The sequence below is a fragment of the Erysipelothrix anatis genome (genome assembly GCF_009828745.1).
GTDB classification, from domain to species: domain Bacteria; phylum Bacillota_I; class Bacilli_A; order Erysipelotrichales; family Erysipelotrichaceae; genus Erysipelothrix; species Erysipelothrix anatis.
In genome coordinates this window covers 21,335-45,965 of the sequence record NZ_WTSX01000006.1, presented here as the reverse complement: position 1 = coordinate 45,965, position 24,631 = coordinate 21,335, and the positions used below count along the sequence as shown (strand labels likewise).

Annotated in this window: 25 protein-coding genes and 1 other annotated feature (1 of these 26 only partly in view); of the genes, 3 read left to right on the top strand and 22 right to left on the bottom strand. The window is 38.0% G+C overall.

The features are described 5' to 3' along the window. Positions 1-97: 97 nt before the first annotated feature. The 8 genes from GVV19_RS05635 to GVV19_RS05600 form a co-directional block, all read right to left on the bottom strand. Positions 98-829 carry a MerR family transcriptional regulator gene (locus GVV19_RS05635; RefSeq protein ID WP_159636299.1) on the bottom strand — a complete coding sequence of 244 codons (732 nt, stop codon included), beginning with the start codon at positions 827-829 and terminating at the stop codon, positions 98-100. Continuing rightward, positions 816-1,892, bottom strand: coding sequence for a metallophosphoesterase (locus tag GVV19_RS05630; protein WP_159646168.1), 1,077 nt, complete (start codon positions 1,890-1,892; stop codon positions 816-818). Before GVV19_RS05630 ends, GVV19_RS05635 begins: the two co-directional genes overlap by 14 nt. A gap of 85 nt (positions 1,893-1,977) precedes the next feature. Next, positions 1,978-2,322: a 30S ribosome-binding factor RbfA gene (gene rbfA, locus GVV19_RS05625; protein WP_159636303.1), complete on the bottom strand. Its 345-nt coding sequence runs from the start codon at positions 2,320-2,322 to the stop codon at positions 1,978-1,980. A 5-nt stretch (positions 2,323-2,327) separates the two neighbouring features. Next, positions 2,328-4,178, bottom strand: coding sequence for a translation initiation factor IF-2 (infB, locus tag GVV19_RS05620; RefSeq protein WP_159646165.1), 1,851 nt, complete (start codon positions 4,176-4,178; stop codon positions 2,328-2,330). A 21-nt stretch (positions 4,179-4,199) separates the two neighbouring features. Next, positions 4,200-4,499, bottom strand: a complete 300-nt coding sequence (locus tag GVV19_RS05615; protein ID WP_236261703.1) for a L7Ae/L30e/S12e/Gadd45 family ribosomal protein — start codon at positions 4,497-4,499, stop codon at positions 4,200-4,202. Continuing rightward, a complete protein-coding gene (gene rnpM, locus GVV19_RS05610) occupies positions 4,489-4,743 on the bottom strand; it encodes an RNase P modulator RnpM (protein ID WP_159646162.1) in 255 nt (84 codons plus the stop codon). The genes GVV19_RS05615 and rnpM overlap by 11 nt, the downstream gene beginning before the upstream one ends. 8 nt (positions 4,744-4,751) lie before the next feature. Continuing rightward, the gene (gene nusA, locus GVV19_RS05605) at positions 4,752-6,347 is read right to left on the bottom strand and encodes a transcription termination factor NusA (protein ID WP_159646159.1); all 1,596 of its coding nucleotides are present in this window, start codon (positions 6,345-6,347) and stop codon (positions 4,752-4,754) included. A 14-nt stretch (positions 6,348-6,361) separates the two neighbouring features. Beyond that, on the bottom strand, positions 6,362-6,793 hold the full coding sequence (locus GVV19_RS05600; protein ID WP_159636311.1) for a ribosome assembly cofactor RimP: 432 nt from the start codon (positions 6,791-6,793) through the stop codon (positions 6,362-6,364). 235 nt (positions 6,794-7,028) lie between these two features. Between GVV19_RS05600 and GVV19_RS05595 the strand changes: the two genes are divergently transcribed. From GVV19_RS05595 to GVV19_RS05585, 3 genes are read left to right on the top strand one after another with little or no spacing between them, the layout of a single operon-like run. Next, entirely contained in the window at positions 7,029-7,445 is a 417-nt protein-coding gene (locus GVV19_RS05595) for a LytTR family transcriptional regulator DNA-binding domain-containing protein (RefSeq protein ID WP_159646156.1), read from the top strand. A 10-nt stretch (positions 7,446-7,455) separates the two neighbouring features. Then, positions 7,456-8,286, top strand: coding sequence for a hypothetical protein (locus GVV19_RS05590; protein ID WP_159646153.1), 831 nt, complete (start codon positions 7,456-7,458; stop codon positions 8,284-8,286). After that, positions 8,283-8,747, top strand: a complete 465-nt coding sequence (locus GVV19_RS05585; protein ID WP_159646150.1) for a hypothetical protein — start codon at positions 8,283-8,285, stop codon at positions 8,745-8,747. Before GVV19_RS05590 ends, GVV19_RS05585 begins: the two co-directional genes overlap by 4 nt. A 109-nt stretch (positions 8,748-8,856) precedes the next feature. On the opposite strand, the gene GVV19_RS05580 is transcribed toward GVV19_RS05585, so the two are convergent. The 14 genes from GVV19_RS05580 to rplU form a co-directional block, all read right to left on the bottom strand. After that, positions 8,857-9,552, bottom strand: a complete 696-nt coding sequence (locus tag GVV19_RS05580) for a hypothetical protein (protein ID WP_159646147.1) — start codon at positions 9,550-9,552, stop codon at positions 8,857-8,859. Between the two features lie 110 nt (positions 9,553-9,662). After that, positions 9,663-13,964 (bottom strand): PolC-type DNA polymerase III, encoded by a 4,302-nt coding sequence (locus GVV19_RS05575; RefSeq protein ID WP_159646144.1) that lies wholly within the window; start codon positions 13,962-13,964, stop codon positions 9,663-9,665. A 17-nt stretch (positions 13,965-13,981) separates the two neighbouring features. Then, a complete protein-coding gene (gene rnc, locus GVV19_RS05570; protein ID WP_159646141.1) occupies positions 13,982-14,662 on the bottom strand; it encodes a ribonuclease III in 681 nt (226 codons plus the stop codon). A gap of 28 nt (positions 14,663-14,690) precedes the next feature. Continuing rightward, positions 14,691-16,649, bottom strand: a complete 1,959-nt coding sequence (locus GVV19_RS05565; RefSeq protein ID WP_159646138.1) for an ATP-dependent DNA helicase RecG — start codon at positions 16,647-16,649, stop codon at positions 14,691-14,693. A 26-nt stretch (positions 16,650-16,675) separates the two neighbouring features. Then, a complete protein-coding gene (locus GVV19_RS05560) occupies positions 16,676-18,295 on the bottom strand; it encodes a DAK2 domain-containing protein (protein ID WP_159646135.1) in 1,620 nt (539 codons plus the stop codon). Next, on the bottom strand, positions 18,295-18,654 hold the full coding sequence (locus tag GVV19_RS05555; protein ID WP_159636329.1) for an Asp23/Gls24 family envelope stress response protein: 360 nt from the start codon (positions 18,652-18,654) through the stop codon (positions 18,295-18,297). The genes GVV19_RS05560 and GVV19_RS05555 overlap by 1 nt, the downstream gene beginning before the upstream one ends. A 42-nt stretch (positions 18,655-18,696) precedes the next feature. Continuing rightward, the gene (locus GVV19_RS05550; protein WP_159646132.1) at positions 18,697-19,521 is read right to left on the bottom strand and encodes a cell division protein FtsQ/DivIB; all 825 of its coding nucleotides are present in this window, start codon (positions 19,519-19,521) and stop codon (positions 18,697-18,699) included. Next, positions 19,502-20,599 carry an undecaprenyldiphospho-muramoylpentapeptide beta-N-acetylglucosaminyltransferase gene (gene murG / locus GVV19_RS05545; protein WP_159646129.1) on the bottom strand — a complete coding sequence of 366 codons (1,098 nt, stop codon included), beginning with the start codon at positions 20,597-20,599 and terminating at the stop codon, positions 19,502-19,504. The genes GVV19_RS05550 and murG overlap by 20 nt, the downstream gene beginning before the upstream one ends. Before the next feature lie 3 nt (positions 20,600-20,602). After that, the gene (gene ruvB, locus GVV19_RS05540; protein ID WP_159636335.1) at positions 20,603-21,616 is read right to left on the bottom strand and encodes a Holliday junction branch migration DNA helicase RuvB; all 1,014 of its coding nucleotides are present in this window, start codon (positions 21,614-21,616) and stop codon (positions 20,603-20,605) included. Positions 21,617-21,618: 2 nt separating this feature from the next. Further along, entirely contained in the window at positions 21,619-22,206 is a 588-nt protein-coding gene (ruvA, locus tag GVV19_RS05535; RefSeq protein ID WP_159646126.1) for a Holliday junction branch migration protein RuvA, read from the bottom strand. A 99-nt stretch (positions 22,207-22,305) separates the two neighbouring features. Further along, positions 22,306-23,589, bottom strand: coding sequence for a GTPase ObgE (obgE, locus tag GVV19_RS05530; RefSeq protein WP_159646123.1), 1,284 nt, complete (start codon positions 23,587-23,589; stop codon positions 22,306-22,308). A 54-nt stretch (positions 23,590-23,643) separates the two neighbouring features. After that, on the bottom strand, positions 23,644-23,928 hold the full coding sequence (gene rpmA, locus GVV19_RS05525) for a 50S ribosomal protein L27 (RefSeq protein ID WP_159636341.1): 285 nt from the start codon (positions 23,926-23,928) through the stop codon (positions 23,644-23,646). After that, the gene (locus tag GVV19_RS05520; protein ID WP_159636343.1) at positions 23,925-24,245 is read right to left on the bottom strand and encodes a ribosomal-processing cysteine protease Prp; all 321 of its coding nucleotides are present in this window, start codon (positions 24,243-24,245) and stop codon (positions 23,925-23,927) included. The genes rpmA and GVV19_RS05520 overlap by 4 nt, the downstream gene beginning before the upstream one ends. A 3-nt stretch (positions 24,246-24,248) precedes the next feature. Further along, positions 24,249-24,563 carry a 50S ribosomal protein L21 gene (gene rplU / locus GVV19_RS05515; RefSeq protein WP_159636345.1) on the bottom strand — a complete coding sequence of 105 codons (315 nt, stop codon included), beginning with the start codon at positions 24,561-24,563 and terminating at the stop codon, positions 24,249-24,251. A gap of 15 nt (positions 24,564-24,578) precedes the next feature. Then, positions 24,579-24,631, bottom strand: a sequence feature (ribosomal protein L21 leader region); it runs 19 nt beyond the window's last position.

The window sequence follows — 24,631 nt, the reverse complement described above, 5'->3', positions numbered from 1 at the left end:
TATAAAAACTATAGCACATTAATGCAAGAAACAAACTTAATGGTAAATTAAGTTAGATATCGCCAAATAAGTTTATTTAAGGACTTTAAGGTTTAAATTATAGGTTTTGGAAGAAACTATAGTCCTGTTGATAATGTTGTGCAACGATTCCCTGAGATAAACACAATGTATACAGTGCGTGCATCCCTTGATGTTGATAGAGATTCATTTTGTATAAATAATTTAAAGCATCCAACGCTACTTTATACGCTTCTTCCGGTTGCTTGTTGTCAAAATCTCGCAATACTTCACGAACATGTTCCAAAGACCACACAGCAGCCTTTATTGTTTTAATAATCAAGAGACGGGCAATTTGATTTGCATCATACATTCGATAGTTATTATCTTTATTCCGTGATGGGACAACCAGTCCCTCTTTTTCCCAGTGTCGTAATGTAGTATCCGGTACATCAATCAGCTGAGAAACTTCTTGAATCGATAGTTTTCGTTTTAACTTCAATTCTCTAAAGATGTCACCAGATGTAAACATGTTGACGGTCTTTTGAGCATGTGATAATTCTCGAATTAACTCGGATTGATGTCTTGAACAAATTAAGAGTGCTTCATTTGCTTTGCCATCCATCATACACGCCATGACTTGAATTATTTGGCTACGACTAAATCCAGCTTGCATCGCTAATACACAAGCCATATACTCTACGTGTTTTGGCTCATACTTCCGATATCCGTTTGCACTTCGAATGGACGGAGGAATCAATCCTTCATCTTCATACTTCCGAACAGTCGATGTGCTAATATTAAATTGTTTTGCTACATCAATGGGTCTCACAGAATCCTCCTAAGTTACCAAAATACCATCCAACTTCGCCATTATGTTTTCCATAGTAACCTGTCGATGTTTTCAATAGTGGGTGAAATAAGTCATGTTTTGACACTTGAAGCACTGTATCTGTGACATCATCAATAACTTCATTTTTTTCTTCATCAACGAATGATTCATGAATCCACGCTTCATTTCCAGTACTACGTTGTTTTACCCGTATAAACTCAGGCTTTTTATCCAATATTTCGATTTCACGATCCATCCACGATATATGTGTTCCTTTATTTCCATCTTGGTGATTTAAGATGGAATAATAGTCAAATCCATCGACATAATCAACTGTAAAATGACCCTGCTCATAGATGAGAACGTTTAATTGGCCATCATCTTTGATTACATTACCGCCATCTATGGAATAGATGTTTTTTATGACGTCCAAGATTGGCTTATGATCGATCGTTTGATTGTGATACAAACACACGGGATAATGACCTACAATAACAGGCTTATCAAATTCCGTATCGACCAAGCCGAAGTATGGCATTGTTTGAATTAAGTCAACATCCTGATCTGTAAGTGACTTCTGCTCAAGACCTGCATGAACAAGTGTAAATGCATCTGTTTCGATAATATTAGGCAATGCACCCAAGAAATCGATATATTCTGGATAGTGTGATTGTAGTAAAGTGCGCGCTGCTAGCATATCCATGTGTGGGGTAATAGCAACACCGATGGCCACTAACATTTCATGAATTAGCGACTGTGGTCGATTATTTATATAATTTCGTAACATTTCAAAGTGCTCAGGATTGTCTAGATATTGCAATGTTTCACAATTTCCTTGAACAATATGAATTTCATGAGTCTTCGATAGTTCATACGTGTAGCGTACAGTTTCAAGAGATGCATCTCCCTTTTCGGTTAAATCTCCATTAATTATCAAGACATCATCAGTACTAAATTGAACATGTCGGAGCAACTGCTTAAACCGTTCTAGATTTCCGTGAATATCTGATGTAATGAGAACACGTCGATTTTTTTTAATTTCGAGTTGTTTAATAATTGGCATTGTGAGATTCCTTTACAAAATATACTATGATTGTATCATTAAGATACTAAAAAAAGGAACCCATCTTTCGATCGGTTCCTCATTCTTATTCTTCGTCTTTACGAAGTGATTCTAAGATTGTATCAATTCGTGTTCCATGTTCACTTGATTCATCTAATTTAAAGAGTAACTCAGGTGTACGACGGATTGATAATGATTTTGCAACTTCAGAGCGAAGGATTCCCTTCGCACGACGTAATGCTTCCATTCCCTTTTTCTTATCTTTATCTTGTAAGAAACTGACATAGATTGTAGCAAATGAGAAATCATTTGTTACTTCAACATCTGTAATACTTACAAACGACAAGCTTGGATCGTTTAGACGATTTACAATTAAAGGTGCAAGTTCACGTTTAATAATTGATTCAATACGTTCTTTTTTAACTGACATAGTAATTACCTCTGTTCTACTTCAACTTCACCGTAGGATTCGATAACGTCTCCCATTTTGATATCATTAAAGTTCTCGATTGTGATACCACACTCGTAACCAGCAGCAACTTCTTTTGCTTCATTTTGGAATCGTTTCAATGTTGCCATACGTCCTTCATAGACAACAACACCGTCGCGCATGAGGCGAATTCCGGATTCTTTAACCATTTTACCGTCTGTAACCATACATCCAGCAATAGTACCGACTTTAGATACGTGGTACAACTCACGAACTTCTGCTTGACCATGAATAACTTCTTTAAAGACAGGTGCAAGCATTCCTTTCATGGCATGTTCCATATCTTCTACAGCTTTATAGATAATGTTGTAAAGTCGAATTTCAATACCTTCATCATCCGCTTTTTTACGGATTGCTGCAGTTGGACGAATGTTAAATCCAATGATAATAGCATTTGATGCCGAAGCAAGCATAATATCACTTTCGGTAATTCCACCAACAGTGGAACGAATAACTTTAACAGCAACTTCTTTTCCATCTCCAACTTCTACACGTTCTAATGCAGCTTTAACAGCTTCAGCAGAACCTTGTACGTCAGCTTTAAGAATTACGTTGATGTCTTTAATATCGCCGGATTCAATTTGATCTGATAAATCATCAAGGCTCAGTGCACTTGATTGATTACGATCTTTTTCAATACGTGCATTATTACGTTTTTGAGCAACAGCACGTGATTCTTTTTCTTCTTTAAATGCTCGGAATAAATCTCCAGCAATTGGCACTTCATTCAATCCAATAATTTCGACTGGCATTGATGGAACTGCTTCTTGAAGCTCACGTCCACGGCTATCAACCATTTTACGGACACGACCATATGTTGTACCAACAACGACCGGATCTCCTTGACGAAGTGTTCCTTTTTGAATTAGTAATGTTGCGACTGGCCCACGACTCTTATCAAGTTTCGCCTCAATGACGCTACCGAATGCAAGACGGTTAGGATTCGCTCTTAATTCTTCAAGTTCAGTTGCAACTAAAATTGTTTCAAGAAGGTCATCGATTCCTTCTCCAGTTTTCGCGGAAATTTTCGCAAAGACTGTTTCTCCACCCCACTCTTCAGGTGTAACACCTAAATCAGTGAACTCAGAGTAAATACGATCAATATTTTGTTCTGGTTTATCAATTTTATTGATTGCTACAATAAGTGGTGCACCCGCCGCTTTAGCATGGTCAACCGCTTCACGTGTTTGAGGCATAACCCCATCATCTGCAGCAACAACTACTACTACGATATCTGTTACACTGGCACCACGAGCACGCATTGCTGTAAAGGCCTCGTGACCTGGTGTATCTAAGAATGTAATTTTACGACCGTTATGTTCGATTTGGTAAGCACCAATATGTTGCGTGATACCACCAAACTCACCATCAACAACTTTAGCATTACGGATTGTGTCAAGAGTTGTCGTTTTCCCATGGTCTACGTGACCCATGATTGTTACAATTGGTGGACGTTCTTGCAACATTGCAGGATCATCTTCGATTGTATCTTCAAGTGTTAAAGCATCGACAGCTTCAACTTTAGTTGGAGTCATATCGTACTCCATTGCAATAAGTTCAACAGTATCATCATCAAGAGATGTATTAATGGTTACCATTGTACCCATCATGAAAAGCAATTTGATAATATCAGCAGGACTCTTGTTGATAAGTTCTGATAAATCTTTAACAGAAACTCCTTCTGTATAGTCAAACTCTTTTACTACGATATCTTTTGGTTTAAATGTGTCCTGGCTTTGTTTTTTGCCACGACCTTTATTGTTACGATTGTTTCTCGTTGGTTTTCTCTTACTCACTTATACAGTCACCTCTATTTTCTATAAGTTCGTTTTTAATACCTTCACCAAACCTGTGTCTGAAATACCGATTGCAACACGGTTATCCATGCCTATGGCCCACGAAAGTTCTTCTTTTGAAATACCCGTGACAACATCAACATTTGCCGTTTTACTTTTATCGATAATTTGTTTCTTCGTACGTTCAGATGCATTGTCAGCTAGCACAACTAACTTAACGTTGCGTTTTTGAATTGCAGGCAACAATTCGTCACCAGCTACGATTTTACCGGCACGGCGACATAGGCCGAGACCGTTTAGAAATTTTTCTTTATTTAACATATTCACCCAACATTTCGTAAATAGCATCGTCGACCTTGGTTTTTAAAGCCCGGTCAAGTGCCCTATTTTTCATTGCAAGTGAAACAGTTTCAGGTTTACGTGAAATGTACGCCCCTCGGCCATTTTTACGGCCTGTTTCATCAATTTCTACGGTTCCTTCTGGGGTCAAAACGATTCGCAGAAGGTCCTTTTTCGGAAATTGCTCTTGTGTTACAACACATTTACGCATTGGAATTATTTTCATAATAATTCCTATTCTTGATCGTAATAGTTGTCAAATTCATCGAAGTCGATTTCATCCTCATACCATGAGTTGTCTTCAACTTCTTTTTGACGGTTAATTTCTTCAAGTTCTTCTTTTGTATACTCCGGAACAATTTCATATTCCATTTCTTTGAGAAGCTCAGCTGTATTAACAGGTTTTTCTTCATCTTTATCACGACGTGGTTTACGACGACGGACTTGTTGCTCTTCTTGGCGTGAAGTATTTGCCAATTCTTCAAACTTGGAGACATACTCTGTACGAGGACGGAAAATATCTTTACGTTCAATTTTTGTTGTTTCTTCCGATGTTTCTTCAACAACAACTTCAGGAGCCACTTCAACTTCTACAGTCTCTTCAATGACTTCATCAGCTGGTACATCTGTTGCTACTGTTTCAGCGACAACTTCTTCAGTACTTACTTCAGTTTCATCCATTGTATCCATTTCAACGACCGCTTCGACCGTTTCTTCAACTTTCGGAGCCATTTTTTCATTAATTTCTGCTTGGTAAGCTGCCATTAATGACACGTAGTCAACGCCTTCATTTTGTGCTTCAGATACTGATTTAATATCAATTCGTTGTTTTGTTAAGCGAACTGCAAGACGGGCATTTTTACCACGCTTACCAATTGCTAATGATAATTGTGAATCATCGACAATTACGACAAGACCTTTGTTCTCTTCATTTGGGAAAACTGCAATAATTTCCGCAGGTGCCAATGCATTCTTAACAAGTTCAATCATGTCTTCGCTCCACTCAAAGATATCAATTTTTTCACCTTTAAGCTCTTCGATAATTGCTTGTACACGTTGTCCACGTGGTCCAATACATGCTCCAATAGGATCAATATCTGGATCGTGTGAATATACAGCAACCTTCGTACGTTCGCCCGCTTCGCGTGCAATCGCTTTGATTTCGACCTGACCATCAAAAATTTCAGGAACTTCATTTTCAAACAGACGGCGTACAAGCATTGCATCTGCACGTGATACTAAGATTTGAGCTCCTTTAGTATCTTTGTTTACATCTGTTATAACAACTTTTAGGGTATGTCCTTCACGGTACATTTCCCCTTCGATTTGTGCTGCACGTGGCATCACCGCCAATGATTTTCCAAGGTTGACGACAACAAATTTTTCTTCAACACTTTCAACCATTGCCATGACCATTTCACCAAGTTGATCAATGTACTCGTCATACACAGCTTGTTTCTCAGCTTCACGAATTTTTTGTTTAATCACGTTCTTAGCTTGAGTTGCTGCAGCACGACCTAATTCAACGATTGGTTGTTCTTCTTTATACCAATCTCCAACTTTTAAACCTTGACTATTGTCTTCGAGTTCATGGATTCCTTTTTCCAATTCATCGTCTTCAACTTCTTCAACCACAAGGAAATTGTGGAATAGACGCATCTCTTCAGAATTGGGATCAATTATTACTTCGACAATCGCATCAGGAACGCCTATTTGACGGCGATAAGCTTTCACTAATGAGTCTTGTAACGCTTCAATAATTACTTCTTTTGAAATATTGCGATTGTTTTCAATTTCTTGCATCGCTAATATGACATTTTTAACGTTCATCTAAAAATTTCTCCTTATACTTTAACTGCAAGGCGCAGGTATTTAATGTTTAAACGTTCAATTGTTACTTCTTTAAGCGCTGTTTTAACGCGATAGGATACAACGACAGCATCATCACTAACACTGACTACAGTACCTTCCACATTTTCAGCATCTTTAAATGTGTTCTTGAATTGAATGAACACATACTGACCTTCTACATCTTTGTAATCATCAGGTTCAATCATTCGTTCAGCACCTGCTGAACCAACATCCAAACTGATTTCAAAATCTATTGCTTCACCAAATGCTTGTGCAGCCGCCGCGCACATATTTAAATCAACGGATTCAAAGTCTTGACGTGCAATGCTAATGTCAAGAATGTCCTTACCGATATACTCAATATCGATAATATTTAAGCCCATCTCATTCGCAACTGGTTGTAATTTTTCCAAATACTTTTCCATAATCGCTCCTTAAGACAATATATAAGGAGTGGCGTGACCACTCCTTGTTTCAAAGTATACTAATATTATAGACTATTATTTCGTTGTTTGCAAATATATTGACGTGGGTCTTAATTGACCTTTGAAGCACTCATTAATGCATATTATGTAGAATATCGTGCATTTCACGTAACTTAAGGGTAACACATTGTATTTCATGTTTTTACTCAGTATGATAACTGTAAGAGGTGACCTTATGAAAATTCAACTTGGACGTGGCATCGCTTCCGATAATATTGTTGAATCGTTAAAACATGCCGAAATTGTGACAGAGAATGGTGAGTATGTTTTATACGAAAACAATCAACGTTTTTTAGTAACCAATGGCCATACAACACAGTATTTGAATAGCGACGAAATCAGAACCGTTACGACCCAAGAATCTAGTTTGTTGGTTGAGACTGATACGGAATCTTTTTATACTCATGATCCGCTCAAAACATTTGAAGTCTTACCCCTTTTACGAATCAATAAATTCACGGTCATCAATTTACATTATATCACTGATATTCGTGTTAAATTGAATATGAAATATGCTGTGAAAGTTACTGGTTCATGGCATGACGTTAATCGAACTTATTATCATGCGTTCAAAGAACACATCGGTATCTAGGAGGACCTATATGAACCTTACTAATCTTTATTTAAAAGTGTTGGTCGTCATCGGACTTATTTTAATCTTTTGGCAATATCAACGCTCAGCTCTAACCTACAACGCCCGATCTGCTTTAAAACAATCACCAAGACGCCGCTTCGTCTTATCTCATGGAGGCTTCACAGTTACAATAATTGCAACATTTGTCTTCGGTGCATTTTTGATTGTTTACACAAATACAATTAATGCTGCTCAAACGCTCACTCAACAATGTGTCAGTGATCCATACCCTTCAGTTTTGGAAGATATTGACGTATGTGTAAACAGATTTGGCTATGAAATTTTTCTAGACCAAGAACAGGCATTCCGATCATTTGAAAATCACTATAATGATGAGTTACCTGCTAACTTTAGTAGCATCACCATCAACAATATCAAATCACTATCATTTAACGCAAATAGCTATTTAACTCCTAATTTAAAATATTTAACAACAACAGCGCTTAACGCCTACAACTTCCATACCAATGTCAGCACTGTTCCAAATACACATTTGTATCTTGTTGATAACACTTGGCTCATTGATATCAAACCAGTAGCTCAGAAACCAGATAGTACAGACATTACATTCGTAATAACCAACACGACATCAATACCCCAAACGTTTTCAGCTTTTAATCCGATACTAATCACAGATGGCACAACCATGGTTTCACGTGAGGTTTTAGAACCTCTAAATGTGACCATTCCAGCTCACCAAGAGCAAAGCATCACACTAACGATTCCTCTAAAAGATCAACTTTCGATCCGTATCAATGCTGCCAACCAAAGCTGGATTCATCAAGGAGGTCAATCATGAAACAAAAACATCTCGATATAATTATTATTGTTCTCACCCTTTTCATTTTTCCGCTTTACATGTTAGGGATATGGGGTGTGGGATTTAACGCCGCTGATGAATCTTGGACATACCTTCATCGCAGTGTAGCTTCGATGCCCTATGTTATCGTCTATTTCTTATATTTATTCATAATTATGTTGCTCTCAGCCATTCGTATTCAACGAAACTCCCGAACATCGCAACTATTGATGTACGCGTACATCACAACTCTTGCTATTCATGCATTATCTCAAATGTCGCAGCAATTGTTGGAGCTCCATGCTTTATCACGTGGTAGATTTGCTATTTCTTACTATACAACCGGCGGAATCGTACCATTTATAGTGTTTGTGCTATTTATTGGACTACCTATCATCCTCGTAATTTTAAGTATTCTTATGACTGTAACCAACACGCAAAACCAGTCTGCAATTAAATAGTTAAAGCCACCTACTTGGTGGCTTTGTTTTTATGAAATGTTTCAAAACCATGTCCATTACAATATCCAGGATACAGTCTCTTATAATATTTACGAATCAACAGTCAAAATCAATTGATGTTTTGATTTTGTTTTGTCGTATTTCCATCCCCAGACGTGAAGAATGCTTCAACAGCGAAACCATCTTCAAGTAGAATTGAAATCACCACAATCGTAATAATTATATAAATACCGAAACTGTAAAAAGATGCGAGTCGATACACTTCTCCGCTTTTCAATAAGAAGTGCAGAAATGCGATGTATGCCAAGAGATAAATTCCAGCAAAGAGAACCATCAACGCTAAATCAATATAGCTTCCTTCGACCCAAAAACCAAACGTTGCAACCATACCCAAGATAATCAAAACTATAAATAAATCCCGAACATGAGTCATTGTCATTCCTATACGTTGTTGATACAGCAAGGTATAAAGATAAGCGATTAAAAAGCTTCCGACAACAACTAATGGAACTAAATAGCCACGAAATATGACAGATTCTACATTAAAATATGTTCCAAAAGATAATCCAGTCCCAATCATATTGACTACAAAACACACAATATATAGTGTTTTGTAATGACTATTGGTATATGCAGCACTATGAATAAATATGGTTAAGAGTACAAGACCCATACCAAACCACAACATCCCCCACTCAAAGCTCAACTTTGTAGCAAACAAAGTGGTCATAAAAAATATTAATATCGAAACAAGAAACATCATCAATACTTGCATCATTAAAGACTCGAGTTTTAGCCTCTTCAAGATTATCACCCTCTCTTTATCTTATTATAGCGTGTCTCTATCGTTTCACAGAAAAAAGAGTGCAACTTGCACTCTTTTATGTTTAAGATGTCATAAAATCTTGAGAGATTCTAGAATAAACTCATTTGATTGGTTTCTTGTAAGTGATCAGTGACACCAAGTTCATCAAGTTTTTTGACTGTTGTCGCAGATATTCCACCGCGAGACATCAGATCTTTTTTAGATATAAACTCTCGCTCTTCACGAGCACGCACGATCTGATTTGCAACGTTATTTCCAAGTCCATCAACGACGTTGAATGGTGGAATAATCGCTGTCTCATCACGTGGATCAAGTTTATACTCAGTTGCATCAGAATAGTACAAGTCTAATGGACTAATCTTAAATCCACGACTCATTAACTCTAAAGTAACTTCTAATGTATCAATCAAGTTCTTCTCTTTGATTGTGACTTGATTTTTAGTTTCAAAATTTTTCAAACGCGTGTTAATATTGTTGATCCGACTTTGAACTGTTTCGATGTTTGTGGTTTGTGTTTCAATCTCATGCGCATTAACACGTAGCGTAAAGTATGAACAATAGTAAGCTCTTGGGTGGTGAACTTTGAACCATGCTACACGATTTGCCATCATAACATAAGCCACGGCATGGGCTTTCGGGAACATATACTTAATTTTCAAACATGAATCAATATACCATTCTGGAACATTATTCTTACGCATGGATTCAATCCAGTTCTCGCGTAATCCTTTTCCTTTACGAACACTTTCCATAATATCGAAAGCTTCTTTCGCTGGTAATCCTGCATGCATAAGATAAACCATAATATCATCCCGACATCCTATAACTTCATCCAGTGTCATGCCTTTATCTTTGATCAAGTCTTCCGCATTCGTACGCCAAACATCCGTACCATGAGAAAGTCCGGATATACGAACTAAATCTGAAAACTTATCCGGTTTCGTCGCTTCAAGCATACCACGAACAAACGGTGTTCCAAACTCAGGAAGTCCAAGTCCACCCGTAATCTCGTGATAGTTTCGTTCATCGACATGAAGTGCCTCTGTACTATTAAAGAGCGATAACGTTGGAACGTCATTCATCGGAACTGTTTTAACATCAATTCCAGTAAGGCGTTCGAGCATTTTCATAGCCGTAGGATCCACATGTCCAAGAATATCCAGTTTTAGGACGTTGTCATCAATATCGTGGAACTCAAAATGAGTTGTATACCACGATGACTCGGGATTGTTTGCTGGATATTGAATCGGAGTAAAGTCGTGAACGTCCATATAATCTGGAACAACGATGATACCACCTGGATGTTGTCCAGTAGTTCGTTTGACACCCTCAGCACCGTAGGCGAGATAAGTATTCCATGCATTTGTTGAATCGGTAATATTCATACTCTCATTGTAGCCAAGCACATACCCAAAAGCGGTTTTCTGTGCAACAGTTGAAATGGTTCCGGCGCGATAAACATAGGCTTCCCCAAATATCTCTTTTGTATAGTTATGAGCATGTTCTTGATACTCACCAGAAAAGTTAAGGTCAATATCAGGAACTTTATCGCCCTCAAATCCAAGGAATGTCTCAAATGGGATATCTTGTCCATCACCTACTAAAGGTTCACCACAACTTGGGCACACTTTTTCTGGCAAATCGTAGCCACTTGAAACACTACCATCCATGAAAAACTCTTGATGATGACAGTTCAAGCAAATATAGTGAGGTGGTAATGGGTTAACTTCCGTGATTTCCGCAAGCGTTGCAACGAGCGATGATCCAACCGAACCCCGCGATCCAACCAAATAGCCATCATCTAAAGATTTTTTTACAAGAAGATGGGAAATATAGTAAATAACTCCAAATCCGTTTCCAAAAATAGATTTCAATTCACGTTCAATTCGTGAACTTACGACTTCAGGTAATTGGTCTCCATAAATACGATGCGCATTTTCATAAACGATATCTTCTAAGAGTTTATCAGAATTATCCAATTTTGGTGTGAACAGTTCTCCTTTTTTTGGTGCCACATCATCTATTGACTCCAAAAGTTTTACAGGATTTTTAATGACGAAATCATAGGCTTTTTGGTCTCCTAACCAAGCAAACGCCGCCAGCATTTCATCGGTTGATTTAAAATGCATATCTGGCGCCACAAAATTCATTCGTTTTTGTTCATTAAACATGAATAATGGGTGTCTTGATCCACCAATTCCTTGAGAATGAATGTAAACATCACGAATAACTTTCTCTTTAGGATGGTTATAGTGCGCATTCCCTACCGCAATTATTGGTTTATTAAGGCGCGTTGCAGTTTCGATGATTCGGTTGAGTATGGCTTCTAAACGTTCTTTATTTTCAATCTGTCCCATATAAATTTGTGGACCGTAGTAATCCAAAGGCATAATCTCTATATAGTCATAAAAGTCAATCGTTTTATCCAACGCTTCTTGACTCTTGTTCATTGCGACTTCAAACACTTCAGACGAGGTACATCCAGCACCAATCAATAAATTTTCTCGGCGTGCAGTCAGCTCTTCTCTGATAATCCGTGGTTCAGCCATAACAGCATCCCCTTTAGATGTATTCCCAAAAAACGCAAGATTTTTGGTATGTGAGATTGAAATCAACTCATAAAGGCTTTTAATACCAGCTTCATTTTTCGCAATAACATTCGCATGATGTTTACGAACTTTTGAATAACCATTTTCGTCACTCAAAGTTTGCAGATCATCAATAACTTGGAATGCAGACAAACGTGGATCACGAATCATTTCTAAGAAGACAAGACTTAACACTTCCGCATCATAATCGGCACGGTGAGCAACACTCTCATCGTAGGAAATTCTGAGTAAACGTGCAATTGCACCCAGACGATACGAACGTCGGTTATCATACATCGCACGGGCTAAATCAAGCGTGTCAATGACAGCATTTTGAAGCGGTTTACGGCCAAGTTTTCGTAACGTCTCTTGCAGGAAATCAATATCAAACTGGGCGTTGTGAGCAATTAAAGGATCATCACCCATAAAGTTTAAAATATCATCAATTGCTGTTTCAATCGGTTTTGCATTTTTGACATCATCATTTGAAATGCTCGTAAGTTCTGTGATGAATGGTCGAATCGGAATCGGTGGTTTCACGAATGTTTGGAAGTTCTCGACCACTTTCCCATTTCGAATTCGAACAGCACCAAATTCAATGATATGATCAAAGAAGTTCGATAACCCAGTTGTTTCTAAGTCAAAAGCAACATAATCACCACTATGAAGTGGTTGACCTTGAGCATGACTCACAATCTTAAGGTCCTGATCAACAAGATTCATTTCCACACCATAACCCAGTTTGAAATCATGATCTGGATAGTCTTTACGCATTCGCTTTAAAGCACCATATGCCTTAGGAAAGGACTGAACAGCTGTGTGGTCAGTAATAATCATTCCAGGATGACCCCATTCAAAAGCCTGTTTCATATATTCTGATGCATCACTAATTCCATCCATCTCGGAAAATTTGGTATGGAGATGGAATTCAACGCGCTTTTCTTGAGCTGTATCAAAGCGTTTAAAGATATCTCCAACCTCTTCATAGCGATCCATTTTGAAAACATAATCTTTTTCAAATCGTGGTTCAAAAATGTAATTTCCGTAAACTTTGATACATTTCCCTTTTTTGATAATTTCATCTTCAGTTTTAGCAAAGTCTGTAATCACAATCGCAGCTTTACCATCTGAAATGTAATATTTAACAATGAAGTTTCCAGTACGGGTTTCGCGAACTTCTACTTCGAAAATTTCCCCCGTAACTGCCACATTATGTGCTTCATCGGTCAAGACTTCCATCGCGACGGTATTATAATCCTTACCACCACGACGTGGCTGACGCGATACGGTCTTCCGTTCTTGATGATCATCTGGACGTTTCATTTGTGGCATCACAACGATTTCTTTTTCAAGATTATCTACACGAACTTGCGTTAAAACATCACAATGAATTCCAAAATCTTTCAGACCTTCTATAAGTACATCTAATTGACGGTCGGCATCTAAACGATGTGATTCATTATCGCAAATAATTGTAAGATTGGTATCATCAAGTGTATAGTGCGCATCTTTTATGGCACGCAATGCCAAGCGTGATGCGACAAGGTTCACATAACGATTCATATCTAAAGCTGTAATCGTCATTGATTGCGCAATGACCGTCACATTTGCCTTAGATTTAGTGTTAAGTTGTAATTTACGTACGAAGTCCTCAAAGACAGAAAAAGGTAACACACTGTTTACCTTGAGGATTAACTCGAGTACCTTTTCTGATTGATTATAACGGACTGACTCGACGCTTGCATCTTCATAAAATGGAAGATAGTCTTTATTAATTTTGATTGTATTTAATAACTGTTGCACGTACCGTCACTCCTTTATTATTTTACAAGTTTTTGAAATGCATCTTTCGCAGCTTGTTGTTCTGCTTTTTTCTTACTCGTTCCTTTACCAAGACCAAAGATAAGGTCATCCAATTTTACGACGACTTCGAACTCAGGAGCATTGGAAGGACCCGTAATATTAATGACATCATAGCTTACTGACTTACGTGAATCCGCTTGAATAAATTCTTGTAGTTTCGATTTGTAATCCGTAATGCTCAACGACTGGAGATCTTCAAAGACTTCTTTGAGAACAACATCCAGTATTTTATTAACACTATCAATCCCACTATCGAGATAGACAGCACCAATAAAACTTTCAAACAAATCAGCAATTATAGACTGACGCTGACGGCCACCATTACGTTCTTCTCCTGTCCCCAGTAAAAGATAGTCATTTAATTTTAAAAGTCGACTGTAATCAGCTAACGCTTCTTCACAAACAAGTTTGGCACGATAAAGTGTCATATCACCTTCACTGAAATAGTCCGGATGCTTGAAAAGACGTTCTGAAACGGTAATCTGTAGAACCGCATCACCCATAAACTCAAGACGTTCGTTATCTTCAAGTGCAACCGGCGCTTCATTCACATATGATGAATGCACGAAAGCATGCTCTATTAATTTTTTATTGTTATAAGGGATTCCTAACGAATCCAATAAATCCCATTGTGTCATGTTTATCACCTGCGTTTATTATACACGATTAAGTTGTCTTAAAATAGTCTTGTGATAAGACCGAATTTATGATTGCTTTATACTCTGGGTTCTCTTTATCCTCGGAAATATGCTTCGCATCAATTTTTGCCTGGTACAATATTTTTTCATCTTTTTCAATGTCACCGAGAATGAAATTAGGAACTCCCGACTGTCGAAAGCCCAATGCATCTCCAATTCCACGCATACGCATATCCATCATCGATAATTCGAATCCGTCATGCGATGATGCCAACGCATTCAATCGCGCTTCCGCAATATCTGTATCAGAGCTGCTAAGCAAGAAACAACGGCCTTGAATTCGACAACGACCTACACGACCTCGCAGCTGATGTAATGTCGCCAATCCAAACTGCTCTGCGTTATAAATTACCATTGTATTCGCATTATGAACATCTACCCCCACTTCAATAACAGTGGTTGTCACAAGAATATCAATGTGCCCTGCGTTGAACGCCGCCATCACAGTATCTTTTTCTAAACTGGTCATTTTACCATGAAGCATCCCAACACGACGCCCCTTAAAGACTTGACTCAAATTCTTGTAGATGTCACGGACATTTTTTACATTTGGACGTTCTCCTTCTTCAATCGCAGCACAGACAACATAAATTTGTTCCCCTTCATCTAACACGTGATTCAAATCTTTAATAATACTACGTAGAGAGTTTTCTTTAATCACAACTGTTTCAGTCAACTTCCGATGGCTTGGATAACCTGAAATTGTCGATACACTTAAATCGAAATATAAACTATTTGCTAAAGTTCGAGGAATTGGCGTCGCCGACATCATCAGTACATCTACCATCTTCCCTTTGTCAATAAGAGTTTGTCGTTGGCGCACACCAAAACGATGTTGCTCGTCAATAATCACATATCCAAGATTGTCAAAGACGACATCTTCGGTGAGTACTGCGTGGGTTCCAATTACAAAAGATACCGACCCGTCCATTATTCCTTCTAAACAAATTTTCCGATCTTCAGTATTTTGAGAGAGTCCCACTACCGTAATGTCGGGAAACAGTGATTTGAAAGACGCAAGATGTTGGTTCATAAGAATTTCTGTTGGCACCATAAAAACAACTTGGTATCCTGCCTTAATAGCTGAAATCGCACTTAAGAATGCAACGACTGTTTTTCCAGACCCAACATCCCCTTGCAATAACCGGTGCATTTGTTGGTCACTTCGAATATCATTCAAGATCTCAGACAGCGCATCATTTTGACTTTTTGTTAATTCATATGGCAGTTGATTTAAGTACGATATCAACACATCATTTGAGATTGCCTTCGCGATTCCAAATGAAAAACCCGATTGATTCAGTGCCACTGATAAATGGTAGCGCAAAAACTCTTCATACTTTAGTGTACGAAGTGCAGCCATAAGTTGGTCTTTGGTTTGGGGTCTATGAATCCACTGCAGTGCCTGTTGCTTCGATTGAAGTCGGTATGCCTCTTTATAAATTGTCGGAACCGTTTCCTCAATTCGTATTGATTCTAAAATTTTTTTAATCAATCGTTCTACTTCGTAATTTTTTATTCCTGCTTTTAATGGATAGCTCGGTTTTAATCCCAAAGTTTCCTCAAGAGGTTTATTTGTCACAGTTTTTGCCATTACTTTGTGATCACTTTGTACCGTTCCTATAACGACAATTCCTTCTTTATAGTGGAAATCACGCAAAAAAGGACGATTGAAAATTGACACTTTAATTAACGTATCGTCTGAGAATACCTGGAAGTTTGTGACACTTTGATTTCCTTTGAAGCGCACTGTTCTAAAACCAGATGCGAGTTTTCCTTCAAATACAACAGTTTCACCTTCAACCCAGTCATCAATTGCCTTTGTTTCATACGAATCGTAACGGTAAGGATAATGATTTAGAAACTGTTCAGGTGATGAATAATCAAAAGTCTCGATGATTCGAGTTTGCTTATCAGTTAATTTCATATAAGAGAAAAGAGCGAAAATCGCTCTTATTCAACTCCAATAATGTATGAGTAAACTGGTTGTTGTCCGTCAATGACTTCAACTTCGACATCATAATTTGATTCAATATGTGCTACTACAGTTTCTACTTCTTCTTCAGCAACACCTTCACCTGTGATTAATGTTACCAATTCGTTTTCTTCTGTAATAAGTTTGTCGATTAAAGATTGTGTTACTTCGATACGTTCTGTACCTGTAACCACGATATCTTTTTCGAGAATCCCCATGAAATCATTTGCTTTAATTTCAAGTGATTCAAACATCGTGTCTTTAATCGCATAGGTTACTTGACCTGTTTTTGTATTTGAAATTGCTTCAAGCATTTCTTCTAGGTTTTCTTGAACATCAACATCTGGATTGAACATTACACATGCTGCAAGACCTTGCGGAATTGTTTTTGTTTCAAGTACATGAATGTCTTTATCCTCAAGAATATCTTGAGCTTGTTTAGCTGCCATTATAATATTCGAGTTATTTGGCAAGATGAAAATGTGATCTGCATTGATACTTTCAATTTTTGCAATGAAGTCTTCTGTCGATGGATTCATTGTTTGACCACCACTAATGATGTGATCAGCACGCAACTCTTTAAACATCGCTTCAACACCAGATCCTGCCGCTACAGAAACAATTGCATATTTGCTATGTGCAAGTTCTTTTGCTTTTGATTCAGCATCTAAAATTGTATTGTGTTGTTCCGTCATGTTTTCAATTTTTAATTTAACAAACTCTCCGTATTTTTGTCCAATATTCAAAGCATTACCAGGAGTTAATGTATGAACGTGAACTTTAACGATGTCTTCATCAGTAACAACAACGAGTGAGTTTCCAATTGCTTCCAATTGTGAACGCAGTTTATCTTCGTTATAACGATCAGTTGATGTTTCATCTACTTTAATAATAAATTCTGTACAGTAACCAAATTCATCGTGTTCGAAATCAGTTTGAGCTGCTTCAATATCGTTTGCACCTTCAATAAGGTCAATTGAAACACCTTTTAATTCTGAAAGGAAGCCTTCTAATACTGTCGTATAACCTTTACCACCACTGTCAACAACGCCAACTTCTTTGAGAACTGGTAAGAGTTCTGGTGTATTATCGAGTGAAATATTTGCTTCACGCACTAACACTTCGAAAAACTCGATTACATCGATTTCTGGATTTTCATCTACATATTTGCGAGTAGCATCAGCACTTTCACGAAGTACAGTTAAAATAGTACCCTCAACTGGACGCATAACAGCTTTATACGCGACAACTTTTCCGTTAACAAAAGCATCTGCCAATTCATTGACATTAACTTCCATTTTTCCTTCAACAGCTTGTGCAAACCCACGGGAAATTTGAGAAAGGATAACTCCTGAGTTTCCACGTGCTCCCATTAAAAGTCCACGAGATAAAGTTTTTGAAAGTTCACCAATGTTTGATGTCATAACTTTCTTCGCATCATTTAATCCACTTGTAAATGTCAAGTTCATGTTTGTACCTGTATCACCATCTGGAACAGGGAAAACATTTAGCGCATTAATTTCGTTGTATTTATTTGTTAGATTGTTTGCTCCACTTTGAAGCATCTTTAAAAAGATATCACCATTTATTGTTTTCATTATTTCACTACCTTGATCCCTTGAACAAAGACATTAATCGAGTTGAACTCTTGTTGTAATGACTTTTCAAGCATATACTTCGCTTTCTTTTGAACTTCTAAAACTACTTCTGAGATTTTTACATTATAACTAACAATAATGTAAACATCTAAATCGTAACCTGCATCGGTTTTACGTACGATTACACCTTTTGAGTAATTTTCCCCTTTGAGTAACTCAGCAAGTCCATCTTTAAATACTTGTTGAGAAGCCATACCAACGACACCATAACTTTCTGTTATGACACCTCCGGCTAGCATCGCAATTGCATCATTCGAAACTGAAATCTTTCCAAACTCATTTGTTTTCTCGATTGCCATATTCTTCTCCTCCTCTATGTTTATATAGGTTTGTTTTTTGTTTTATGGTGTACACGGTACAATACTTGCTATCGCCGAGTCCGATGTCGGCCCGTGTTCATTTATGATGATACAGCGATCATCAGTTTGATTAGCACTTACTATACTAGCATAACTCTTCATTTGAGGTAAAGTTTCTGTCTTAATAAAAACAGTATAATTGTTATTCATAACCAGTGTCATCACACTTGGATCATACTGAACTTGCCCAATGTGTACTTCAGATATTGCGTTGAGAATTCCTGGATCCAATGCTCCAAAAGCGTTTAATAACTGCTTTGAAAGCGTATTCTCATCAAATCCAACGAAAACTGGAAGACCTAATATTGCGGATAGTGAATCCTTTGATATTTCTTTCACTTCTCCATTTGAAAATAATATTCTAAAATTGTTATTTCCAGTCGGTTCATACCCTATCGCTGCATCTTCTGTAACATTTACGGTTAAGATTCCTTGTGTATAATACATCTTACTCGATGTATTATCAACTCCCGGTATCGATGATGTCTTACGATCTACCAGAAAAGGAAGCTTGAGAATCATTCGGTCCCCTTCATTTATACCCATTGCTTCGCGAATTTCCGTTTCCGAAACAACTTGGTTTCCTTCAATCCGAATTTCGCGAATTCGCGAATACTGACTTTGATCAAACGCATAAATACTGGCAATAATTGCCAAAACAATGCAAAGTCTAAAGAATCGTGACATAAATCGCTTTCGTTTTCGCTTCTTCTCGACTCGCTTTTTAAGTTCAAGATCCGCTTTGATTTTTTTTAGTGAATCATCACCGTTATTCTCTTCAATTGGTTCAAATTTGTTTTTTCTCACGTTGTTGGTCCACCACCCTTGTCACCAGTTCTGTGATATCACGCACCGCATTTGGCATTGCCATTTTATGTGCATTGTTTCCTAACGATTCGCGTCGTGATGAATCGGATAAAAGTGATTCAACGCGCTCGTTAAGATTTGTTTCAGTAATTTCATTTTCTTGCATCATATCACAAGCATCTTGATCAAATAATGATTTAGCATTGTAATACTGATGATTATTCGCAACATGTGGACTTGGAATCAATAAAGATGCCAAACCGAACGACTGAATTTCTGCAATCGTTGATGCACCACTGCGACATACAATTAAATCTACTATTGGAAGTAAGGCCTTTTGGTCCACAAATCCTTCGATTCGAATATTTTCATGAACGTCTCCAACCGCTTCTTTGAATGAAGCGACATGCAATGGCCCAGTTGTTACAATGACTTGATAAGCGTCGCTATCAAATTTTTTCACAAAGGTTTTTAATTTTTCATTCATTGATGTCGAACCTTGAGAACCCATAACAATCAGCACAGTAGGTAACGATGGTTTCAAATTCAAACGCGTCTGCTCAGGTATTGAATCAATCGTTTCATGCACTAATGATGCGCGAGGATTTCCAAGATAATGAACTTGCGGCATGTCTGAAAATGCTTCAGGATAGCATGTAATAATTGCTTGTGCTTTATCCGCAACCATCTTATTCGCTTTACCTGGAAATGCATTTTGTTCATGCAATACTAAAGGTATTTTAAGTTTACTTGCAGCAAACGCGACAGGTGCACTTACATAACCACCAAACGCTATCACAACATCAGGTTTAAGTGCTTTTAGATGTTTCTTTGCTGCTTTGTACGCACCATATTGTGAGAAAACTGCCTTGATACGATCAATTTTACTTCCTTGAAGTCCTAAATTGTGAATTGAGTAGAACGGATAACCCGAATCTGGCACTATCCACGACTCCATTTTATGATCATTTCCAATAAAGAATATTTCATTATCAGTTGTCTTTTTTACATAATCGGCAAAGGTTATCGCAGGGTAAATATGTCCGCCACTACCGCCTGTTACAATACAAATTTTCATACGTTACTCCTGTTCAAAAAGGCTAGTTTGTGTCGTGATTTTTAAATGCTCATAAGCTTTGGGTGTCGCGACACGGCCTCGTGGTGTTCGATTAATAAATCCAAGTTGTAATAAATAAGGTTCATAAACGTCCTCTAGTGTCATTGTTTCTTCTGAGATTGATGCGGCCAGTGCCTCAATTCCAACAGGGCCACCATCAAACCGTTCAATAATCCCTCTTAGATAGCGTAAATCAACATCATCAAGACCCAAACTATCTACTTTGAGTTTATCAAGAGCATGTTGTGTAATTTCTAAATCGATAAGATTATCATTTAGAACTTGGGCAAAGTCACGAACACGACGGAATAAGCGGTTTGCAATCCGTGGTGTTCCACGGGAACGTTTGGCTACTTCAGAGACTGCTAGACCTTTAATTTCTGTTTCCATAACACGACCTGTTCGTGTCACGATATCCTCAAGTTCTTCTTGCGAATAGTATTCCAATTTTGAGATAATACCAAATCGATCCCGTAGTGGACTCGATAGGTCTCCTGCACGCGTCGTGGCACCCACAAGTGTAAACGGTGGTAAATCAATTTGAATACTTCGGGTTGACGAATCCTTTCCAACGACAAGGTCTATGGAGAAATCTTCCATTGCAGAATAGAGCACTTCCTCTACAACTTTAGGTAGACGGTGAATTTCATCAATAAAGAGGACATCTCCTGGGTCTAAACTTGATAATATTGCTGCAAGATCACCACTTCGTTCAATACTTGGTCCGCTCGCAACTTTAATACCTGTCTCCATCTCATGAGCAATGATATAAGCCAATGTGGTTTTTCCAAGACCTGGAGGTCCATAAAAAAGCAAATGATCAATTGTTTCATTTCGATTGCGTGCTGCTTCAATAAAAATTCTAAGATTTTCTTTTAGAGCATGTTGTCCAATGTATTCTTCCAAGGAATGTGGACGTAACGCTTCTTCGAAGTCTTGGTTAGTTTCTATCGGTTCTCCCGAAACAACTCGTGTCATCCCTATCCTCGCCTTCTAGCATTCATTAACTGTAATCCGTACTTAATGAGTGCATTTACATCTTGTTGCTCATACAACGTGAGTTCGTTTTTAATGGAGCCAACTTCAGCACGCTTGAAACCTAATGTCATGAGCGCATCCATCGCTTCTTCAATGTTTGGTGATGTTTTTTCTGTTTTTGGTGCATCCTTACCTGTAGAAACAAATTTACCTTTAAGATCTAGTAATATTTGTGATGCCATCTTTGGTCCTACACCTGGCAGGGTTTTTAAAAACTTTAAATCTTCTTGATCGACCGCAAGAATAAGATCTTGAGGCGATACTTTCGATAAGATAGCCAGACCAGTTTTAGGTCCAACCCCTTTAACGCTAATGAGTTGTGTAAACACAGCAAGATCTTGTCTACTCTCAAAGCCAAAAAGAATGATTGCATCCTCACGTACATGTTGGTACGTATGAACAATCATTTGTGTATCTAGTGCGACTGTTTCTGGTCTACCATAATAGATGTAGTACCCAATTCCTTGATTATCAATAATTATTGCATCTTCGGTCCGATTTACGACCGTTCCTGATATATATGCGATCATTTTATCACCGTGTATATTTTATCATATTTAGCCTTCATTGAGTACTGATTACGATATGGAATTCTAATGAAAAAACCCCGAGTGTCTCGGGGTTTACTTTTAGTAGGCTTCGCCTTCTTCAAATATGAACTGTACATCGGATAGAATAATAACATCACCATCACGTGCACCAGCGTCACGAAGTGCTTGGTCAACACCTAAACGTTTCATGGACAGACCAAATTGAACTGCCGATTCTTCTGAATCAAAATCAAATTGACGGAACATACGGTCGATACTATCGCCGCTAACACGCCATTTTGTTTCATTAATACGCTCGATTTCAAAGCTTCTACGAGGTGCCTCATATTTATAGACAACCGCTTTACTTTGCTCAACAACGGCTTCTTCAATATGTTCATCAAGAATGTCTGCAACTCGATAAAGGAGTGATTCAATTCCATCACCAACCATTGTAATGAGTTCAAAGACTTCAACTTCTGGATATGCGGCTTTAAAACGTTCAAGATTATCAGAAGAAACCTCTAAGTCCATTTTATTCGCCACAACCACCATTGGTTTATTCATAAGCGTTGCATCATATTTTTCAAGTTCTTCATTGATGACTCGGTAATCCTCAACAGGATCACGCCCATCTTCAGCACCCATATCCACAACATGTACTAAAACACGTGTTCGCTCGATATGTTTCAAAAAAACATGACCCAAACCTTTTCCAAGATGGGCATCTTCAATCAATCCTGGCATATCAGCAACCGCAAAAGAACGGCCATCAGGACTGGAAGCAATACCTAAATTAGGAACGATTGTTGTAAAGTGGTAATCTGCAACTTCAGGTTTTGCACGTGTTATAACAGATAAGAGTGTTGATTTTCCAACAGAGGGAAAACCAATAATTCCGACATCTGCTAAGAGTTTTAATTCAATTGTAATTTCTAATTCTTCACCCAATTCGCCTTTTTCAGCATAATGAGGTGCAGGATTATTGGCAGTTGCGAAGCGGGTGTTTCCACGGCCACCACGTCCACCATGAGCGATAATCTCACGTTGTCCATGTTCCGTTAAATCCGCAATAACAACACCTTTTGCGTCATCGTAAACGACTGTTCCTACTGGAACTTTTAAGATGACAGGTTCCGCAGCACGTCCATGCATTTTTTTGTTCTTACCTGCTTGGCCATGTTTCCCTTTGATGACACGATTAAAACGAAGGTCTAATAATGTAGACTTATTGGAATCGGCAACAAATACAATATCTGCACCTTTTCCACCATCGCCACCGTATGGTCCGCCAAGAGGCACAAATGCCTCACGACGAAATGATGCCATACCATCGCCACCATCTCCTGCGATTACTTTTATATTAACGCGATCGACAAACATAATATCATCCTCTCAATTAAAAATCCCCGGTTTAGAGGGGATTTGGTTTAAAATTTAAGCAACTGGGTAAACTGAAACGCATTTACGGCCTTTGCCGATACGTTCAAATCTAACAACGCCTTCAACTTTAGCGAATAATGTATCATCGCCACCACGTCCAACGTTTGAACCTGGATGAATCTTAGTACCACGTTGACGGTAAAGAATTGTACCAGCAGTTACGGTTTGTCCATCAGCAGCCTTTGAACCAAGACGTTTTGAATGTGAATCACGACCGTTTTTTGTTGAACCTACTCCCTTTTTAGAAGCAAATAATTGGATATCTAATAAGAATTTCATGAAATAACCTCCTTTTCGTTGATTTCAATATATTCTGGGTGTGCAAATTCAATTGTTTTTAATTGAATCAACACAAACTCAAAGAGTTTTTGATTAAGATCAGATTGATTTAATATTTCAATTTTAACAAGTGGTTCTTGTGTCATAGTCAAGTCAACAGTGTTATCCAAAGTATCGAAACCATTAAGTGCACCAGTCATAATACTACTTACTCCAGCACACACCAAGTCAAAGCCCGGTTCACCGGAACCCGCATGGCCGCTCACTTCCATTGATTGGAACTGATTGTCCTTTGTTAAAATGGATACTTTAATCATTGATTATCCTGAGATAATGTCTTCGACAACTAAACGTGTGTATGGTTGACGGTGACCTTGTTTTTTACGAGTTGAACCTTTTTTGGATTTGTATTTGAAGACAATAATCTTCTTAGCTTTTCCTTGTTTTTCAACTTTAGCTGTAACTGAAGCACCTTTAACATAAGGAGCACCAACTTTTAATGTGCGGTTTTTAACAGCAACAACTGTTTCAAAAACAACTTCTTCCCCTTCTTGAACATCTAACTTTTCAACAAAGATAGTTTGTCCCTTCTCAACGAGGATTTGTTTTCCACCTGTTTCAATAATTGCGTACATAGTACACCTCCTTCAATTTGCCATAAGACTCGCCACCTAAGGTGGATTTCTCTCTTAAACCTTAGCTA

Coding starts and splice junctions, on each gene's coding strand:
- GVV19_RS05630 (WP_159646168.1), bottom strand. CDS start 1,892: ATGCCAATTATTAAACAACTCGAAATTAAAAAAAATCGACGTGTTCTC.
- rbfA (WP_159636303.1), bottom strand. CDS start 2,322: ATGTCAGTTAAAAAAGAACGTATTGAATCAATTATTAAACGTGAACTT.
- GVV19_RS05615 (WP_236261703.1), bottom strand. CDS start 4,499: ATGTTAAATAAAGAAAAATTTCTAAACGGTCTCGGCCTATGTCGCCGT.
- rnpM (WP_159646162.1), bottom strand. CDS start 4,743: ATGAAAATAATTCCAATGCGTAAATGTGTTGTAACACAAGAGCAATTT.
- nusA (WP_159646159.1), bottom strand. CDS start 6,347: ATGAACGTTAAAAATGTCATATTAGCGATGCAAGAAATTGAAAACAAT.
- GVV19_RS05600 (WP_159636311.1), bottom strand. CDS start 6,793: ATGGAAAAGTATTTGGAAAAATTACAACCAGTTGCGAATGAGATGGGC.
- GVV19_RS05595 (WP_159646156.1), top strand. CDS start 7,029: ATGAAAATTCAACTTGGACGTGGCATCGCTTCCGATAATATTGTTGAA.
- GVV19_RS05590 (WP_159646153.1), top strand. CDS start 7,456: ATGAACCTTACTAATCTTTATTTAAAAGTGTTGGTCGTCATCGGACTT.
- GVV19_RS05585 (WP_159646150.1), top strand. CDS start 8,283: ATGAAACAAAAACATCTCGATATAATTATTATTGTTCTCACCCTTTTC.
- rnc (WP_159646141.1), bottom strand. CDS start 14,662: ATGACACAATGGGATTTATTGGATTCGTTAGGAATCCCTTATAACAAT.
- GVV19_RS05565 (WP_159646138.1), bottom strand. CDS start 16,649: ATGAAATTAACTGATAAGCAAACTCGAATCATCGAGACTTTTGATTAT.
- GVV19_RS05560 (WP_159646135.1), bottom strand. CDS start 18,295: ATGAAAACAATAAATGGTGATATCTTTTTAAAGATGCTTCAAAGTGGA.
- GVV19_RS05555 (WP_159636329.1), bottom strand. CDS start 18,654: ATGGCAATCGAGAAAACAAATGAGTTTGGAAAGATTTCAGTTTCGAAT.
- murG (WP_159646129.1), bottom strand. CDS start 20,599: ATGAAAATTTGTATTGTAACAGGCGGTAGTGGCGGACATATTTACCCT.
- ruvB (WP_159636335.1), bottom strand. CDS start 21,616: ATGACACGAGTTGTTTCGGGAGAACCGATAGAAACTAACCAAGACTTC.
- ruvA (WP_159646126.1), bottom strand. CDS start 22,206: ATGATCGCATATATATCAGGAACGGTCGTAAATCGGACCGAAGATGCA.
- obgE (WP_159646123.1), bottom strand. CDS start 23,589: ATGTTTGTCGATCGCGTTAATATAAAAGTAATCGCAGGAGATGGTGGC.
- rpmA (WP_159636341.1), bottom strand. CDS start 23,928: ATGAAATTCTTATTAGATATCCAATTATTTGCTTCTAAAAAGGGAGTA.
- GVV19_RS05520 (WP_159636343.1), bottom strand. CDS start 24,245: ATGATTAAAGTATCCATTTTAACAAAGGACAATCAGTTCCAATCAATG.
- rplU (WP_159636345.1), bottom strand. CDS start 24,563: ATGTACGCAATTATTGAAACAGGTGGAAAACAAATCCTCGTTGAGAAG.